Below are 16,453 nucleotides of genomic sequence, written 5' to 3'. Positions count from 1 at the left end.
CCTCGCATGAGTGATGTAACCGCAGCCCCGCCCGAAGAACCCGAAGATGAATTTGATGCGATAGTCGAAGCGCCCTTTGATGCGGCGCTGTCCGAACGCTATCTGATCTATGCGATGTCGACGATCACCGCGCGGTCGTTGCCCGATTTGCGCGATGGGTTGAAGCCGGTGCATCGGCGCCTGTTGTGGGCGATGCGGCTGCTCAAGCTTGATCCGTCACAGGGTTACAAGAAATGTGCCCGTGTGGTCGGTGATGTCATCGGTAAATATCACCCGCATGGTGATCAGTCGGTCTATGACGCGATGGTCCGCCTCGCCCAGACTTTCTCTCTGCGCTATCCGCTGGTCGACGGTCAGGGAAATTTCGGCAATATCGACGGCGATAATGCGGCCGCCTATCGTTATACCGAGGCCCGGCTGACGCGTACGGCGATCGAGCTGATGAGCGGACTGGACGAGAATGCCGCCGATTTGAAGCCTACCTATAATGGCGAGGATGAAGAGCCCGAGGTCATGCCCGGGCTGTTCCCGAATCTGCTGGCCAATGGCGCTAGCGGTATCGCCGTGGGTATGGCGACCAGCATCCCGTCGCATAATGTCCACGAAATTATCGACGCTGCGACGCTATTGATTGATTCGCCCAAGGCGGAGCATGCCGAGATCATGGCGATCATCAAGGGGCCGGATCTGGCGACCGGCGGCACGCTGGTCGATCCCAAATCGGTTATCGACGCCGCCTATGAGAGTGGCCGCGGTGCGATGCGGGTACGCTGCAAATGGGAGAAGGAAGACGCCGAGGGGCGCGGTGCATGGCAGATTGTCGTCACCGAAATTCCCTATCAGGTGCAGAAGGGCAAGCTGATCGAGCAGATCGCGCAGATCATTGCCGACAAGAAACTACCGATTCTCGCTGATATCCGCGATGAATCTGACGAACAGGTCCGGATTGTCCTGGAACCGAAAAGTCGCGCGGTCGATCCCGAGGATCTGATGAACGCATTGTTCCGGATGTCCGATCTCGAAAATCGTTTTTCGCTCAACATGAATGTGCTCGACAAGGACCGGGTGCCCAAGGTGATGGGCATCACCGAAGTGCTGAAACAGTGGATTATCCACCAGATCGAAGTGTTGCTCCGCCGTTCGCAGCACCGGCTCGACAAGATCGATGCCCGGCTGGAGCTGCTCGGCGGCTATATCATTGCCTATCTCAATCTCGACCGGGTGATCGAGATCATCCGCAACCATGACGAACCCAAGCCGATGCTGATGGAAGAATTCGAACTGACCGATCGTCAGGCCGAAGCGATCCTCAACATGCGTCTGCGGTCTTTGCGCAAGCTCGAAGAAATGGAACTGCGGCGCGAGCGCGACAAGCTTCTCGAGGAACGGGAAGGGCTGGAAAAGCTGATCGAAAGTCCGGCGCGGCAAAAGACAAGGCTGAAAAAAGACCTCGCGGACCTGCGCAAACTTTATGCCGAGGACACCGCGCTGGGCGCGCGGCGCACGATGTTGATCGAGGCGGCGCCTGCACGGGAAATTTCACTCGAAGCCTTTATCGAGAAAGAGCCGGTCACCGTGATCATGTCGCAGCGCGGCTGGATCAAGGCCATGAAGGGGCACGCCGACCTCTCCGCCCCGGACAGCTTCAAATTCAAGGAAGGCGATGGCCCCAAATATGCCTTCCACGCGCAGACAACCGACAAGCTACTGATGTGCTGCGACAACGGGCGCTTCTATACGCTCGGCGCGGACAAGCTTCCCGGTGCACGCGGATTTGGCGAACCGGTCGGATCAATGGTCGATCTCGAGGCCGGTGCCGAACCGATTGCGCTGATGGTTGCAGACATGAAGGCCAGGCTGTTGCTGGCTTCGACCTGGGGGCGTGGTTTCGTAGCGAATATCGCCGATGTGGTCGCGGAAACCAAGAAAGGCCGTCAGGTCGTCAACCTGAAGGGCGACGCGCGCCTGATCGTGGTCCGTCCGATTCCCCAAGAAGCCGACCATGTCGCGGCGATCGGCGAGAATCGCAAGCTGGTCGTCTTCTCCCTGGCCGAAATGCCGGAAATGGCCAAGGGACAGGGTGTGATGCTGCAACGCTACAAGGATGGCGGGCTTTCCGATGCAATCGTGTTCAGGCTGGAAGAAGGTCTGAGCTGGGCCATGGGCGGCGATAGTGGCCGGACGCGGACCGAAAATGACCTGACCATGTGGCGGGTCGCGCGCGGCGCGGCCGGCCGCTTGCCGCCAACGGGATTTCCAAAGAGCGGGAAGTTTGATTGATGCGGCTGTCCGAAAGGGATCAATTCCTGCGGATAGCGGATTACAGGAGAGGCTCGGTATCAGCTCTTAAATAGGTATATTTTACGTCAAAATATAAATATTTACATAGGATTTGAAATCTACCATTATCAAATCACCCGATAATAGTCTCGAATATGGGGCAGTTTCCGGTCGTTCATGGGAAATGGTTGACTTGACGGAGCAAAACGAGTCAAACGGTGCCGGTCTGATTTTGGTGCCATAAGAATAACAGGAAAAATTTTTTAAACCGATGAGCACTGAAACTGAGGCCTTGCGTGAATGGATCGATCAGCTCGAGCAGATTCTATCGGAACTTGACACTATTCAGGCAAGTATCGCTGCCATTCATGTCGATATAGCGATCGGAGAACTCTGCCAGATCGCGGAGATCGAACGGGTCAGTGGCGCGATAAAAGCTGCTTAGTGATTAGGGAATAGAGGCGTCAGAAATTGACGAGCTCTGGACCGATTTTCTGCAATATATCCCGGCTCAGCGCGTTGCCGGCTGCGGTTATTTTTAACGGCACCTGCGCCATATCCTCAGCATCGACATGCTTGTCGACCAGCCCTGCATCAATCATGTAATTAACATATCTTAGCATGATGGCGTCCGTCACATTGAGTGTGATCGCCAGGTCCATTGCGGTAACCGGGTTTTTTGTGTCCATTGAAACGATCAGATCCAGCAATATATGCCATGAAATATCGTCGATATGAAGTTTGCTGTCCCGTAATTGTTCCACTGCGACGGCGCGGCTTTTCAACAAGATCGCAGCGGTTCTGGCTGGATCAATATTGCGACTCTTGTCTATCTCGATATTTGAAACCGGTGCTTTAACTTGTTTGAGTGAGCGATCAGTTGGATTGCTATGGTCGGCATTCATAGAAATTATATCTTTGTACTCACGCATATTTACTCCTGTCACATACTCGACTTGCGAGCCCGTATCGACCGATCGGTTGGTAGTCAATCAGGAATAGGGGTTTATCGTTAACATTAATGTCGGATATTCTTAGAATTCATGGCAGGCATAGTGTATTTTACATAGCCTGAGGCTGCTGTTATGGGCGCGGGATGAGTACCAGAATAGCGATCATGGACACCGCCGCCGAGGCAGTTCGCAGGCGAGGATATAATGGCGTTAGTCTGGATCAGATCGCCCGTGACGTCGGGATTCAAAAGTCGAGCATTTATTATCATTTCTCGTCAAAGTCGGAACTGATAGGCGCGATATTCAGGCGTTTTTCTGGTGAGATATTCTCGTTCCTGGACCATACAGCTGGCAATGAAAGCCGCGCAGGCGATCGCTTGATGGCCTATATTATAGAAACGGGTTCCTTGATCGAGGAGGGAGAATCTATTTGTATGTCGATTGCGCTCAATATCGACCGCGAGAGCCTGCAAACAGAAATTGTCGACGATCTGATGACGTTCCATCAAGCAAATCTAGCTTGGCTAACCGATACATTCGAACTTGGCCTCAAGGATGGCAGCATAGCAGATATCGGAAATCCTGGGGAAGAAGCGAACGCGTGCCTTGCTCTCGTCGATGGGGCTCAATTGGTGGCGCGCGCCCATCGCGATTCAAAATTATACGATCAGGCGACTCTGTTGCTGCGATCCAGAATTTCTGTATCCAACCCGGATTAGAGGCCAGGCTGAATATCGGGCGTCAACCATTGCCGAAGGATCAGCGCTTCTTTGCAATTTTCACCTTGTCCAGTTTCGACCGTGTGCGGATCGATTCTTCGCTGCGGGTCAGCGCCTTGGAAATGGCTTTGAGCGTCATGCCTTTTTTCGCAAAAGCGTGAAGCTTCTGGATCTCTTCGCTGGTCCATGCCTGCTTGTGGCGTTCAAAATGTTCTTTCATGCCTTGCGGCTTAACAGATTGTCGCAATTGTGCACCCAAATAGAGCGACGGTCTCGCCGCATATGCGCTCGCGACAGATGATAGCTGCCACAATCATGAGGATCGAGGTTTGCACAGGGGCATTTGTCCGCTAGCCAGCGAGGGATATTTGTAAACGGAGACTCCCATGCAGTTTGACGAAGTTGTCCTCGGCCGCCGCAGCATACGCGGATATAAGCCAGAACCCGTGCCGAAAGAGCTGATCGAAGAGATCCTTGGGCTAGCGATGCGCGCGCCATCGTCGATGAATACGCAGCCTTATAATTTCTACGTCATTAGCGGCGAGCCGCTGGAAAAAATTCGTGCGGGCAATACCGAGCGGATGCTGGCCGGTGTCCCGCAATCGCGCGAGTTTCGTCAAGGTCAGGCTTTCGCGGGCGAACATCGCGAGCGGCAGATTGGCGTGGCGAAGCAGCTATTCTCGGCGATGGGAATCGAGCGCGACGACAAGGATGCCCGGCAGGACTGGGTGATGCGGGGCTTCCGCCAGTTCGACGCGCCTGTATGCGTGATCATCACCTACGATCGGGCAGTGGACGGCAGCGACGATACCCCATTTGACTGCGGCGCCGTGGCGACTGCGCTGGTCAACGCGGCATGGTCGCGCGGCCTCGGCACTGTCATCAACAGCCAGGGCATCATGCAATCGCCCGTGGTCCGCGAGCACGCCGGGATCGCCGATGATCAGGTGATCATGAAAAGCATAGCGCTGGGCTGGCCGGACGAGAGCTTTCCGGCAAACGCCGTGGTATCAACGCGCAAGTCGGTTGACGAAGCTGCTGTTTTTGTCGGCTTTGACGGCTAGCCGAATTCGCGTGCCCCTGCGAAGGCAGGGGCCCGTCTCCCGAATGCGCCAAGCGGAACTGTCTGGAGATGGATAGCTGCCTTCGCAGGTACACGTATTTATCTGTTCAGTCTGCCCTCGACCAGCGCATCGACCACGCTCGGATCGGCCAGCGTCGACGTGTCACCCAGCGCGCCGTGTTCATTCTCGGCGATCTTGCGCAAGATACGCCGCATGATCTTGCCGGACCTGGTTTTGGGCAGGGCGGGGGTCAGATGCAAATGATCGGGTGTGGCGATCGGCCCGATTTCCTTGCGGACGTGCAGCCGCAATTCGGCCACCAGTTCCTCGGATGAGGGCTCGCCTGCATTCAATGTGACATAGCAATAAATGCCCTGTCCCTTGATATCATGCGGATAGCCGACAACCGCTGCCTCGGCGACCTTGGGGTGAGACACCAGAGCGGATTCAACTTCTGCCGTGCCCATCCGGTGGCCCGAGACATTGATCACATCATCGACCCGCCCGGTGATCCAGTAATAGTCATCGGTATCGCGCTTGCAGCCGTCACCGGTGAAATATTTGCCGTTATAGGTGCTGAAATAGGTCTGGATGAACCGTTCATGGTCGCCATAGACGCTGCGCGCCTGTCCCGGCCAGCTCGCCGTGATGCACAGATTGCCGTCGGTCGCGCCGTCGAGAACCTGACCTTCGCCATCGACCAATTGCGGCTGGACGCCGAAAAACGGTTTGCCCGCGCTACCCGGTTTCATGCCATGCGCGCCAGGCAGAGTGGTGATCATGATGCCGCCGGTCTCGGTCTGCCACCAGGTATCGACTATCGGTGACTTGCCTTCGCCGATCACATCATAATACCAGCGCCAGGCTTCCGGATTGATCGGCTCGCCGACCGTGCCGAGGAGCCGGATCGATGACCGGTCATGGGCTTTAACGGGCTCGTCTCCTTCGCGCATCAGCGCGCGGATGGCGGTCGGCGCGGTATAGAAGATATTGACCTTGTGCTTTTCCACCACTTCCCAGAAGCGACCGAAATCGGGGTAGTTGGGTATGCCTTCGAACATGACCTCGGTCGCGCCGTTGATGAGCGGGCCATAAACGATATAGCTGTGCCCGGTGACCCAGCCGATATCGGCCGAGCACCAGAAAACCTCACCGGCTTGATAGTCGAACGTATAATGGAAAGTCGTCGCGACCCAGACCGCATAGCCGCCGGTCGTGTGCAGCACGCCTTTGGGTTTGCCGGTCGAGCCGGAGGTATAGAGAATGAATAGCGGATCTTCTGCGTTCATCGGTTCACAGGGGCAATCCGCAGCGACGTCGGCGGATATTTCATGATACCAGTGATCGCGCCCTGCGGTCATGCCGACATTGCTGTCCGTATGGTTGATCACCAGCACGGCGTCGACCGAAACCTTTTCCAGCGCGGCATCGACATTTGTCTTCAGGGGCACCGTTTTGCCGCCGCGCCGACCCGCATCCGCACAGATCACGAACTTGCTGTCGCAATCCTCTATCCGGCCGGCCAGTGCATCCGGGGAGAAGCCGCCGAATACCACACTGTGGATCGCGCCAATGCGGGCGCAGGCCAGCATGGCGATCGCGCCTTCGGGAATCATCGGCATGTAGATGGTCACCCGGTCGCCCTTTTTGACACCCAGTTTTTTCAGGCAGTTGGCCATTTTGATGACTTCTGCCAGCAGTTCGGTATAAGTGATCGTGCGGCCGGGCGACTTCGGATCATCGGGTTCGAAAATCAGCGCGGTGACATCGCCCTTGCCATCAGCAACATGGCGGTCGACTGCGTTGTGGCAGATGTTCAATACACCATCTTCATACCATTTGATCGAGACCGGATCGAAGGACCAGTCGGCAATTTTGGTTGGGGCTGTCTGCCAGTCGAGGCGCTCTGCCTGACGGGCCCAGAAGCCGTCCGGATCTCTGATACTCTCCTGATAGAGCCGGTCATAGTCTGCCGCCGTGCAATGGGTGGGCGCATCGCTGCGCGGGGAGGGCATCAACCCGACTAGGCCTTTGTTTTCCGCATTGTCCGTCATGGTTCGTCTCTCCTTATCGGCATCTATTCAAGATAGTTTTTTCTGCCGCAAATATCAATTTTGTCACCACCGGTTATTCCGGCTCATGTCAGAAGCGTTACATCCTGATCTTCTAGTAATTTACGGACCCACTGCTCATCCGGAAATCCGTTCGCAATCCACACCGCCTCGATTTTGGCCAGACTCTTTGCGACAATCGGTCCGGGCTTCAGGCCCTGTCCGATCAGGTCACCGCCGGTTAGCGGAAAGACCGGCGGCTGCCAGCCTTCGAGCTGTCCCAGCATTTCGGGCAGGGCACTATCATCCGCGAACAGGAGCGCCACATCGCGGGCTGTGTCTACGCTTGTGCGATAGGCGAAGGCGCGAATGTCCGTCAGACTTGCCGCTTGATCTTCGGTGTTTTCGTTAATTCCGGCAGAAAGTCGTTCGCCAATCGCCCTCTGCTGTTTTTTGGACAGCTTCAAGCTCTTGGCTATTTGACTGGCCCTGTCTTTATCCTTGGGAAGCAGAGCCACCAACCGCCTGATAGCGCTGGGTCCGACATGATGCAGTTGCTCGCGTTTGATGAGTCTGCCGAACAGGTTCTTCGAATCCGGGGCGACCTCCGCGATGATATGCGGAAATATTCCGGCATCCAACATCTGGCTTACCGCAAATCGTGGATCGTCAGTGCCGAGAAGTTTCAAAAGCTCGTCCGCCACTCGCTCGCGGGAAAGTGTCTCGAGCTTCGCTGCTGCGGCGATGCAGGCGTTGAATGCATCATCCTCAACCTGCTGTTGGCCGAAGCGCGCCAGAAACCGAAAGTAGCGCATGATTCTCAGATGATCTTCGGCGATCCGCTCTGCGGCCGAGCCGATGAATCGGATCCGGAGATTTTTCAGATCTTCGAGACCGTCAAAATAGTCGAAAACCTCCAGCGTCTTCGGATCGGCGGAAAGCGCATTAATCGTGAAATCCCTGCGCGCGGCGTCTTCCCGCCAGTCATCGCTGAAGGCGACTGTGGCGCGCCGCCCATCGGTGGAAACATCACGCCGCAACGTAGTGATCTCTACAGGACCGTCCGGCAGGACTGCGGTAATCGTACCGTGCGCGATGCCGGTCGGAACGACCTTGATTGATGCGGCCGTCAGTCGCTCCATCACATCTTCTGGCAGCAGCGATGTGGCGACATCGATATCCTTTGCCGCGAGACCCAATAATGTGTCGCGCACCGCTCCGCCAACAAAACGCGCCTTGCCATCCAGCGCCGAAATCAACTCCGCCAGACCGCGTCTTTCTGTCCATTCTGCCGACGGCATTTTCATGGTCACCAGTCCAGCCTTTTCCCAAGATTGTTCAAAATCCCTGCAGTAATCCCCCAGATACGATAATCCTGCCAGTAGATTTCATAATAATGGCGCTTGCGCCCGTTCCAGGTTCCTTCATGGATGGTGCGGTTTTTGGGATCGAGCAGGAATTCGAGCGGTGCTTCGAACCAGCTTTCGACTTCGCCAGGATCGGCGACAAACGGCAGGTCGGGCGGGATGACGCTCAGCACCGGCTGGATGTTATAACCGCTGCCAGACTGGAAACTGTCGGTCAGGCCGATGATATCGACATGGCTGCGTTCCAGCGCGACTTCCTCGTGCGCCTCGCGCAGCGCCGCGTCGATAGGGTCGATGTCGCCAGGATCAATCTTGCCACCGGGGAAGGCAACCTGCCCGGGATGGTTGCGCATATGCTGGGGTCGCTGGACGAATATCACCCCGGGATCGGGGCGATCGGTTACCGCGATCAGCACCGCCGCGTCGCGCAGGACCTTGAGGTCATCGATATGATCGCGTTCGTTATAGAGCAGATGATCGAGATCATTTTCATTCCCCTTCACTAACGCCTGCTCCAGCCGGTCGCGCAATGTCATGAACCGTTCGCCATCGGGAAAAACACGCCGGCCGACCAGATGCCAAGGGGATGGCTGTTCTCTTCGAGCGCCAGTTCCGCAAGTTCGTAGTAGACCGGCCGCGCCAGCACCGCTTCCAGCCCTCTACGCACCTGCAGATAAGGTTGTGGCTTGTCGGTGCCAAAGCGGAGTGGATGATCCGGCCCCGCGACCACCAGATGGTCAGTGTTGAGGCGGAAGGCGAGCGTGCGATCCGCGCTGCTGCCCTGGCTTTCCAGTTCGACGGCGACAAAGGGCGCATCCTCGACCGCGATGCTCAGCTTCTGATAGGGTGTGACCAGCGCATAGCTGTCATCCGCTTCGCGTCGCAAAATGCTGGAAAAAGCCCGCACCATCGCGGGCCGTTTGATTGGATCGCCCTGATGATACCAGGTGCCGTCCGCCGCAATACGCATCTCGCTGTCGCCGGTCTCCTGTGGATCCCATTGATCGACAGGGGGGAGTTTCTGCGCTTCGGCCAATTCCGCAATTTCGGCGATGGAGAGCGAGGCAAGTTCTGGTGGTGGCGTGTAGGGCATGCAACCGGACTATTGCCCGGCGCCATTTCTGTAAAGGCTTAGACTCGCTATCTTATCCAGGGACCTAGTGTGCCAGTCTTGGGCAATGTCTTTGGCGCGTTGGTGCGGACAAGCAACCGCGAGGGTTCCCATGGCCCCGGCAGCGTCCATCCGCTGGTGCCCTCGGCCGTGAATCCGAAGAAACGCTCATAATATTCGGGGTCGCCGATCATCACCAAAGGCAGCGGATCATTGGGCTGAATTTCCTTCAGCAGGGCCGCCATCATCGCGCGGCCAATGCCCTCGCGCTGAAAATCCGGGTAAACCGCCACCGGACCGACCATGATCATCGGGTGTTTCTTGCCGGTTTCGTCGGTCAGTGCGACGGGCCAGCATTGAATGGATCCGAGCAATTCGTGCTTTTCCTGATCCACCGCGGCAAGCGACAGGCCTTCGAGCATGTCCATGCCGTCGCGCAACTTATAGGCGGTCCGGTCATGCCGGTCCGTGCCAAAGGCGGAGTCTAGCAGGGCCTCGACAAGTTGCGGGTCGATTTCGGCGAGAGGAATGATGCTGGCCAATTCGTGGGTCTCGTCTAACAGGAAAAACGCGCGCTACTCCGCTTTGGGGTAAATGTCGAGCCGCATAGGTTGCAATTGCATGATCGCGAAGCGCCAGCTAAAAGGTTGATCTGTTAAGGGAGTTTGCGCGTGACGGACCAGAACAAGCCAACCGAACCATCGACTGGCGATACGCCACCGGCCGCTGCACCAGCCAAGCCGGTCAAACCGGGTTCGCTGCGCCGCGACCCCAAGGGCTGGCTCATACTGCTACTTGGTCTGGGCGCACCTCTGGCATTTGTCGTTGCCGCTGTTGGCGGAGGCATTGGTCTGTGGGGCTGGCAAGCTGGTCTGGCAGCGATACCATGGATTCTATTGGTAGCCTTGCTCACGCTCATTCTGGCAATTGTCTTTATCGTGCTGAACCGGCGTAAAGGCCGCAAGACGCGCTGGCCCTTATTGGGACTGGGCATGATCGCAACGCTTGGTTTCCTCGGGTTCTGGATACCTTATGTTATGGCGATTGCTACACTCCCCGCCATTCATGATATCACCACCGATCTTGCTGATCCGCCGCAGTTCACCGCTCTGACCCTGCGGGCTGATAATTGGGACAATATCCCTGGTGCGGATGACAGTGACATGCGCGGCATGAACCCGCGCCAGCGCTGGGCAACGGCGCATCAGGATGCCTATCCCGACATCCGCTCGGTCCGTATTGACCAACCGGTTGCCGTGGTGATCGAGAAAGCCAAAAGACTGGCAGAAGATCGCGGCTGGAAGGTGGTCAGCGTCGATCCGGCTGCTGGCAAACTGGAAGCAACCGACACGATCTCGTTGTTCCGGTTCAAGGATGATATCGTCATTCGTGCCCGTTCGGCGGAAAATGGCGCAGCGAGCATCATCGACATGCGCTCGGTCAGCCGCGTCGGCGTGCATGATATTGGCGCCAATGCAAAGCGCGTTCGCCAATTTCTGAGCGACTTGTCGGGAACGACCACCGCCGCCTCGCAATAGGTTTTTTGTAGCGAAGGGCTATTTGGTGGGGGTCAGCTTGAGCATCCGGCCGCCTTCGCCGTCTTCCAGCACGTAGATTGCGCCGTCGGGACCCTGTTCCACTTCGCGAATACGGGCGCCCATCAGAAAGCGCTCGGCCTCCTTGGCGCTATCGCCGTCGAAACTGACACGAATCAGCGCCTGGCTAGCCAGGCCGCCGACAAAGGCGCTGCCCTGCCATGCGGGGAACATCTTGCCTGAATAAAAGATCAATCCGCTTGGTGCGATCGTCGGTACCCAGGCTGTTTTTGGCGCCTCAAATTCGGGACGGGTGTCATGATTGGGGATTTTCTTGCCATCATAATGATCGCCTTCCGAGACGATCGGATAGCCATAATTGGCACCGCGCTGAACCAGATTCAGTTCATCGCCAGCTTTCGGACCCATTTCCTGGTTCCAGAGCCGTCCCTCTTTATCAAAAGCGAGACCCAGAATATTGCGGTGGCCCAGCGACCATATCTCGGGAAGTGCGTCTTCCTGATCGACAAAAGGATTGTCGTTGGGCACGCTGCCGTCCGGATAGAGTCTGACAATCTTGCCGAGATTGGCGGTCATGTCCTGCGCCGGATCAAATTTCTGCCGGTCGCCCGAACCGATGAACAGATATTTGCCATCGGGTGAAAATGCGATGCGGTGGGAATAATGCCCCTTGCCGGTCACTTTCGGCTTTTGAGTCCAGATAGTTTTGAGATTTTTCAACGCCGGTTTTTCGCCAGCCAGCTCCAGCCTGGCGCGACCTACTACGGCACCGCGAGTGTCGTTGTTCCCGGCCTCTACCCAGCTCAAATAGACTATATTGCTGGTAGCGAAATCGGGAGCGAGGACGATATCGCCAAAGCCGCCCTGACCGCCATATGCAACCTCGGGCACACCGCTGACATCGGTTTTCTGCCCCTTGGCATCGACCAACTGCAGCTTGCCCGCTTTTTCGCTGACCAACATCCGGCCATCGGGAAGGAAGGTCATCGCCCATGGCTCATCAAAGCTCGCAATTGCGGTTGTTTCGAAAGGCTTGCGATCTATCGGAGAAATGTCGGCCAGAGCCTGCACGTCTTCAGCCGTGCTGCCCGTTGCCTGTGCGTCATCACCGTTGGTACAAGCAGCCACCAGGATTACCACCGAGAGCGAAAGTCCGATATTCTTCATGCGATTTCCGTATTTTGCCATCAAATTATTTCTATCCACCTTTACAGGGAGATATAGAGGAAGCGCGGCGATTTTGCTAGGCTCATACTGGGATTATTTGGCTGAAATCGTCCCGTTCACCGCTTGCTTACCATTATCGGTTACAGAAGGCGCATGTTCGGACAAAAATTCAGAAGCGATGATCCGCGCCCCTCGTCAGCGGTTTCCAACGGCGTAGGCGTGGCCGGCCTGATCGGACTGGCGTGCTGGGTGCTAATAGCCCGTCAATATGGCCTGGACGGTCCCTATTCCGCACTCGCCGCCTGTCTGGCCTGTGCGATACCGATGGTGATCTGGTCTTTGTTGATGGACAAGGTCCATTTGCGACCGTCGACCGGGATGAACTGGGATAATCCGAAATCGCTGAAAGAGACATTTGACGTCAGTCTGGTGAAGCTCGCTGGCCTCTGGGCCACTTGGGGGATTATCGCGACCATTTACTGTGTCGGACGCTGGTACTGGACCGGCCAATATCAATTTTCCATGGAGATAATGGAAACAGCCGCGCCCTGGTTGTTCGTGCTATCGATCCCCTATGTCCTGTTCATGGACCGTTTTACCATCGAACCGCGCGACGGGGCCTGGCATTTTGGCCAGCTGCTAACCGGCAGGAGAAGTGAATTTGAGTGGGAACAGATCTTCCACCATCTGCGCGCCTGGGCGGTTAAGGGTTTTTTCCTCGCCTTCATGCTCTCGATCGTGCCTGGCGGTTTTGCTGATCTGGTCCGGCTTGATCTCGAGGAACTGGCGGGCAATCCGGTGGCGATCGCCCATTGGCTGATCATCGCGATGTTCGTGGTCGACGTGCAGTTTGCAACGGTTGGCTATCTGCTGACGATGAAACCGCTGGACGCGCATATCCGCACTGCAAATCCCTATATGGCGGGCTGGGTTGCCGCGCTGATCTGTTATCCGCCGTTCATTCTCATGGGCAATGACGGGCCGCTCAACTATCATATCAACACCGCCGATTGGGCCTATTGGTTCGAAGGCCAGACAACCATCCTCTGGATCTGGGGCGGAATACTGGTTTTTCTTACCTCGATTTACGCTTGGGCAACGGTCGCCTTCGGCCTGCGCTTTTCCAACCTGACCCATCGCGGAATCCTGACTCACGGTCCCTATAGCTGGACCAAACATCCCGCCTACGTCGCGAAAAATGCCTATTGGTGGCTGGCGACCATGCCGTTTCTGGTGACTTCGGGCAGTCTCACAGATTTTGTGCGCAATACGGTGCTGATAGCGGCGGTTAGCGGCGTTTATTACTGGCGTGCCAAGACCGAAGAAAAGCATCTGCTGAGCGATCCGGCCTACAGGGAATATGCGGAGTGGATGGATCGCAATGCGCCAATCCCCCGTCTGCTCAACTGGATCAAGCGCCGTATCGGCTGGTGGCCCCCTGACAAGGAGCACATGCCTGAAATTCAGCCTGCCGAATAGAATTGCCGGACGTAGTTCGTGCGGCTAACCCTGTCTCATGACAGTGATCGGGACGGACGGAAAATACCGGTGCTTCGGCGGGCAGCTGGGCAAGGAATTTTACGGCGATTATCACGACCGTGAATGGGGCGTGCCCGTTCACGATGATCGGTTGCTATTTGAAAATCTGATTCTTGAAGGCGCGCAGGCTGGCCTGAGCTGGGAGACGGTGCTGCGCAAACGGGACGGCTATCGCCGCGCCTTTTACGGTTTTGACGTTGGACGTTGCGCTGTAATGGAAGATGACGAACTGGAAGCGCTGCGGGAAGATGCGGGCATCATCCGCAACCGGCTCAAGATCTACTCGGTCCGCAAGAACGCGCTGGTGTATCGTGAAATTCAGGAGGAATTTGGTAGCTTTGATGCCTGGCTCTGGGGCCATCTGGATGACGCACCGCCGGTCAACCGACCCAAATATTTTACCGATATGGCGAGCACGTCGCCGATCAGCGATGCCATATCAAAAACGCTCAAGAAACGCGGCATGAGCTTCGTCGGCAGCACCATCATCTATGCCTATATGCAGGCGATCGGGATGACCGACGACCATCTTTCCGGATGCTGGAAAGCCTGATCAGCCGGGGTTTTTGAGATAGGCGATCACGTCCGCGCGTTTCTGCACGTCCGGCATTCCGGCAAAAATCATTCTGGTCTTCGGGATGACCCGCTGGGGCTTCTCCAGGAACTGGAATAATTTTTCTTCTGTCCAGATGATGCCGCTATTGGCATTGGCTTCGGAATATCGGAAGCCTGCGACCGAACCGGCTTCGCGGCCGACGATATTTGCCAGTGACGGACCGACGCGGTTCATGCCGGGATCGACCACATGGCAGGTGCGGCATTGCATGAAGGCGGATTTGCCAGAGGCGGGATCGCCGGTCAGGCTTGCATAAGCAACGCCGTCCAATGTTGCGACGTCATCAGTACCCGGTGGACCGCTATCGACAGACGGCGCTGCTTCAGAAGCGGCCGTTCCGGTTGTGCCTGATGCTGGGTCACCGGATTCAGAACCACCACCTGAACAGCCTGCCGTTAAAATGGACAAAGCGAGTGCCGCGGTTACCGTTTTCATGCCGACCATATTCTTTCCTGTCGTGTGATGTTTATCGCATAATCAATAGCATCGCTGCCTAATCCGGATCCATAATAAATTAAAGACCTGATCGGTCGTTTTGAATTTTGGTGATCCAGTCTATTGTCCCGGCGTTGCACGAATATGGCAAGCCGCGCTGGCAGGGGTGAGAAAAATCCGCTAACGTTCGATATGTTCAGAATGGGGCTAGGGGCACTGACGGGGAACCGGATATCGCGGGTATCCAAGCCGCACCCCTTTAGCAGATGAGAAAGAGCGGCTCATGATATTGGCGCTGAAGAAATATATGTCGCGGTTGCCGGAAAAGATCTGGTTCCGGGCGATGCTTTTCAGCGTCGGCGCGATTGCCACTGCCGCTGCCGCAGAGTGGGTGGGACCATTGATTCCCTATGAAGCGGACCTCGAGATCGCCAGCGGATCGGTTGGTGATATATTGACGATTCTGGCGTCCAGCATGCTGGCGGTCATCACCTTTTCTGTGTCGATCATGGTTTCGGCTTATGGTTCGGCGACCAGCACCGCGACCCCCAGAACCATCGCTCTCATGCTTGCCGATGATCGGTCACAAAATGCATTGTCGACCTTCCTGGGCACGTTCCTGTTCAGCATCGTGGGCATCATCGGATTGTCCTCAGGCTATTATGACGATCGGGGCCGCATCATCCTGTTTTTTGCCACGATCGCCGTAATTGTGATCATTTCCGGAACCCTGATCAACTGGATACAGCAGCTGTCCACATTCGGGCGGATGAATGATCTTATCGCGAGGGTGGAGCAGGCCACCTCGAAGGCGCTGCGCTGGCATGGCCAGCACCCGTATTTGAACGCACAGCCGCCAGTCGAGATACCGGACGGCGCTCTGCCGATCAGTTGTGACATCGCCAGCGGTGTTGTGACTTCGATTGACATGAGCCGGCTGCAGGAAGCCGCCAAGCAACAAGATGTCACCGTCTACCTGACCATTCATCCAGGCAAGCTGATATATCCGGCTCGCCCGTTGATCTATCTATCTGGTGCAGGCGCGAAGGCAGCTGATCTGCAACCTTTCCGCGATGCCATATTGGTTGAGCATGATCGCAGCTTCGACCAGGACCCCCGGTTCGGACTGGTGGTTCTTTCCGAAATAGCCTCCCGCGCCTTATCGCCTGCGGTTAACGATCCGGGCACCGCCATTTCGGTATTGGATAGCGGCCTGCGTTGCTTCGAAGTCCTGGCAGAGGCAAGCGCGGAGCCTGAAGATGCCAAATATTCAAGAGTTCACGGTCCGGAGATGGAGGTGGAAGACCTGTTCACCGATTTCTTTATCAAGATTGCGCGGGACGGCGCCGCTATGGTGGAGGTTCAGCAGCGTATTCAGCTGTGTTTACTCGCGCTTGCAAAGTCATGGCCGGATTTATTCGCTGTGGCCGCTACAGAAGCGTCCCGAGATGCTCTGGCAAGAGCGCTGGACACTATTGTCCACAAACCGGATATAAAGGATCTGAAAGCCAGGTCGCAAAAGGTTGTCGATAGCTCAGACGGGTAAATTTCCGATATCGAGGCTGCTTAATGAAAGGCCGGATAACGCGACCGAC

General features: G+C 56.4%; 17 protein-coding genes. 8 read left to right on the top strand and 9 right to left on the bottom strand.

Annotation, left to right across the window (positions count from 1 at the left end):
- The first annotated feature begins 6 nt into the window (after nt 1–6).
- Nucleotides 7–2,280: a DNA topoisomerase IV subunit A gene (parC, locus tag ACWFTY_RS16625; protein WP_447525289.1), complete on the top strand. Its 2,274-nt coding sequence runs from the start codon at nt 7–9 to the stop codon at nt 2,278–2,280.
- Nucleotides 2,281–2,551: 271 nt separating this feature from the next.
- Nucleotides 2,552–2,725 carry a hypothetical protein gene (locus tag ACWFTY_RS16620; RefSeq protein WP_447525288.1) on the top strand — a complete coding sequence of 58 codons (174 nt, stop codon included), beginning with the start codon at nt 2,552–2,554 and terminating at the stop codon, nt 2,723–2,725.
- Nucleotides 2,726–2,744: 19 nt separating this feature from the next.
- Here the strand turns inward: ACWFTY_RS16620 and ACWFTY_RS16615 are convergent, their stop codons facing one another.
- Nucleotides 2,745–3,227 (bottom strand): hypothetical protein, encoded by a 483-nt coding sequence (locus ACWFTY_RS16615; RefSeq protein ID WP_447525287.1) that lies wholly within the window; start codon nt 3,225–3,227, stop codon nt 2,745–2,747.
- Between the two features lie 170 nt (nt 3,228–3,397).
- Here ACWFTY_RS16615 and ACWFTY_RS16610 point away from each other — a divergent pair, with 170 nt between their 5' ends.
- Entirely contained in the window at nt 3,398–3,952 is a 555-nt protein-coding gene (locus ACWFTY_RS16610; protein WP_447525286.1) for a TetR/AcrR family transcriptional regulator, read from the top strand.
- Between the two features lie 40 nt (nt 3,953–3,992).
- Here the strand turns inward: ACWFTY_RS16610 and ACWFTY_RS16605 are convergent, their stop codons facing one another.
- Nucleotides 3,993–4,172, bottom strand: a complete 180-nt coding sequence (locus ACWFTY_RS16605) for a hypothetical protein (protein WP_339693314.1) — start codon at nt 4,170–4,172, stop codon at nt 3,993–3,995.
- Nucleotides 4,173–4,338: 166 nt separating this feature from the next.
- Between ACWFTY_RS16605 and ACWFTY_RS16600 the strand changes: the two genes are divergently transcribed.
- Nucleotides 4,339–5,016, top strand: coding sequence for a nitroreductase (locus tag ACWFTY_RS16600; protein ID WP_447525285.1), 678 nt, complete (start codon nt 4,339–4,341; stop codon nt 5,014–5,016).
- Nucleotides 5,017–5,114: 98 nt separating this feature from the next.
- On the opposite strand, the gene acs is transcribed toward ACWFTY_RS16600, so the two are convergent.
- The 5 genes from acs to ACWFTY_RS16575 form a co-directional block, all read right to left on the bottom strand.
- Complete coding sequence (acs, locus tag ACWFTY_RS16595) at nt 5,115–7,070, bottom strand: acetate--CoA ligase (protein WP_447525284.1); 1,956 nt, start codon at nt 7,068–7,070, stop codon at nt 5,115–5,117.
- Between the two features lie 83 nt (nt 7,071–7,153).
- A complete protein-coding gene (locus ACWFTY_RS16590) occupies nt 7,154–8,374 on the bottom strand; it encodes a CCA tRNA nucleotidyltransferase (RefSeq protein ID WP_447526919.1) in 1,221 nt (406 codons plus the stop codon).
- A gap of 2 nt (nt 8,375–8,376) precedes the next feature.
- Nucleotides 8,377–8,970 carry a CoA pyrophosphatase gene (locus tag ACWFTY_RS16585; protein ID WP_447525283.1) on the bottom strand — a complete coding sequence of 198 codons (594 nt, stop codon included), beginning with the start codon at nt 8,968–8,970 and terminating at the stop codon, nt 8,377–8,379.
- Nucleotides 8,967–9,527: a DUF1285 domain-containing protein gene (locus ACWFTY_RS16580; protein WP_447525282.1), complete on the bottom strand. Its 561-nt coding sequence runs from the start codon at nt 9,525–9,527 to the stop codon at nt 8,967–8,969. The genes ACWFTY_RS16585 and ACWFTY_RS16580 overlap by 4 nt, the downstream gene beginning before the upstream one ends.
- Nucleotides 9,528–9,574: 47 nt before the next feature.
- A complete protein-coding gene (locus ACWFTY_RS16575; RefSeq protein ID WP_447525281.1) occupies nt 9,575–10,087 on the bottom strand; it encodes a GNAT family N-acetyltransferase in 513 nt (170 codons plus the stop codon).
- Between the two features lie 129 nt (nt 10,088–10,216).
- Between ACWFTY_RS16575 and ACWFTY_RS16570 the strand changes: the two genes are divergently transcribed.
- Nucleotides 10,217–11,083, top strand: a complete 867-nt coding sequence (locus ACWFTY_RS16570; protein WP_447525280.1) for a DUF1499 domain-containing protein — start codon at nt 10,217–10,219, stop codon at nt 11,081–11,083.
- A gap of 18 nt (nt 11,084–11,101) precedes the next feature.
- Here the strand turns inward: ACWFTY_RS16570 and ACWFTY_RS16565 are convergent, their stop codons facing one another.
- Nucleotides 11,102–12,289 (bottom strand): PQQ-dependent sugar dehydrogenase, encoded by a 1,188-nt coding sequence (locus tag ACWFTY_RS16565; protein ID WP_447525279.1) that lies wholly within the window; start codon nt 12,287–12,289, stop codon nt 11,102–11,104.
- A gap of 132 nt (nt 12,290–12,421) precedes the next feature.
- Here ACWFTY_RS16565 and ACWFTY_RS16560 point away from each other — a divergent pair, with 132 nt between their 5' ends.
- Together ACWFTY_RS16560 and ACWFTY_RS16555 are read left to right on the top strand one after the other, a co-directional pair.
- Nucleotides 12,422–13,747, top strand: coding sequence for a methyltransferase family protein (locus ACWFTY_RS16560; RefSeq protein WP_447525278.1), 1,326 nt, complete (start codon nt 12,422–12,424; stop codon nt 13,745–13,747).
- A gap of 37 nt (nt 13,748–13,784) precedes the next feature.
- Nucleotides 13,785–14,360 carry a DNA-3-methyladenine glycosylase I gene (locus ACWFTY_RS16555; RefSeq protein WP_447525277.1) on the top strand — a complete coding sequence of 192 codons (576 nt, stop codon included), beginning with the start codon at nt 13,785–13,787 and terminating at the stop codon, nt 14,358–14,360.
- On the opposite strand, the gene ACWFTY_RS16550 is transcribed toward ACWFTY_RS16555, so the two are convergent.
- Nucleotides 14,361–14,867 carry a c-type cytochrome gene (locus ACWFTY_RS16550; RefSeq protein ID WP_447525276.1) on the bottom strand — a complete coding sequence of 169 codons (507 nt, stop codon included), beginning with the start codon at nt 14,865–14,867 and terminating at the stop codon, nt 14,361–14,363.
- Nucleotides 14,868–15,141: 274 nt separating this feature from the next.
- Here ACWFTY_RS16550 and ACWFTY_RS16545 point away from each other — a divergent pair, with 274 nt between their 5' ends.
- Nucleotides 15,142–16,404, top strand: coding sequence for a DUF2254 domain-containing protein (locus tag ACWFTY_RS16545; protein ID WP_447525275.1), 1,263 nt, complete (start codon nt 15,142–15,144; stop codon nt 16,402–16,404).
- Nucleotides 16,405–16,453 lie beyond the last annotated feature (49 nt).

This window comes from Parasphingorhabdus sp. NYA22, assembly GCF_976973735.1.
The sequence above is the reverse complement of the archived record's forward strand: the minus strand, read 5'-3'. Positions and strand labels throughout refer to the sequence as shown.

Coding starts and splice junctions, on each gene's coding strand:
- parC (WP_447525289.1), top strand. CDS start 7: ATGAGTGATGTAACCGCAGCCCCGCCCGAAGAACCCGAAGATGAATTT.
- ACWFTY_RS16620 (WP_447525288.1), top strand. CDS start 2,552: ATGAGCACTGAAACTGAGGCCTTGCGTGAATGGATCGATCAGCTCGAG.
- ACWFTY_RS16610 (WP_447525286.1), top strand. CDS start 3,398: ATGGACACCGCCGCCGAGGCAGTTCGCAGGCGAGGATATAATGGCGTT.
- ACWFTY_RS16605 (WP_339693314.1), bottom strand. CDS start 4,172: ATGAAAGAACATTTTGAACGCCACAAGCAGGCATGGACCAGCGAAGAG.
- ACWFTY_RS16600 (WP_447525285.1), top strand. CDS start 4,339: ATGCAGTTTGACGAAGTTGTCCTCGGCCGCCGCAGCATACGCGGATAT.
- acs (WP_447525284.1), bottom strand. CDS start 7,070: ATGACGGACAATGCGGAAAACAAAGGCCTAGTCGGGTTGATGCCCTCC.
- ACWFTY_RS16590 (WP_447526919.1), bottom strand. CDS start 8,374: ATGAAAATGCCGTCGGCAGAATGGACAGAAAGACGCGGTCTGGCGGAG.
- ACWFTY_RS16585 (WP_447525283.1), bottom strand. CDS start 8,970: ATGACATTGCGCGACCGGCTGGAGCAGGCGTTAGTGAAGGGGAATGAA.
- ACWFTY_RS16580 (WP_447525282.1), bottom strand. CDS start 9,527: ATGCCCTACACGCCACCACCAGAACTTGCCTCGCTCTCCATCGCCGAA.
- ACWFTY_RS16565 (WP_447525279.1), bottom strand. CDS start 12,289: ATGGCAAAATACGGAAATCGCATGAAGAATATCGGACTTTCGCTCTCG.
- ACWFTY_RS16560 (WP_447525278.1), top strand. CDS start 12,422: ATGTTCGGACAAAAATTCAGAAGCGATGATCCGCGCCCCTCGTCAGCG.
- ACWFTY_RS16555 (WP_447525277.1), top strand. CDS start 13,785: ATGACAGTGATCGGGACGGACGGAAAATACCGGTGCTTCGGCGGGCAG.
- ACWFTY_RS16550 (WP_447525276.1), bottom strand. CDS start 14,867: ATGGTCGGCATGAAAACGGTAACCGCGGCACTCGCTTTGTCCATTTTA.
- ACWFTY_RS16545 (WP_447525275.1), top strand. CDS start 15,142: ATGATATTGGCGCTGAAGAAATATATGTCGCGGTTGCCGGAAAAGATC.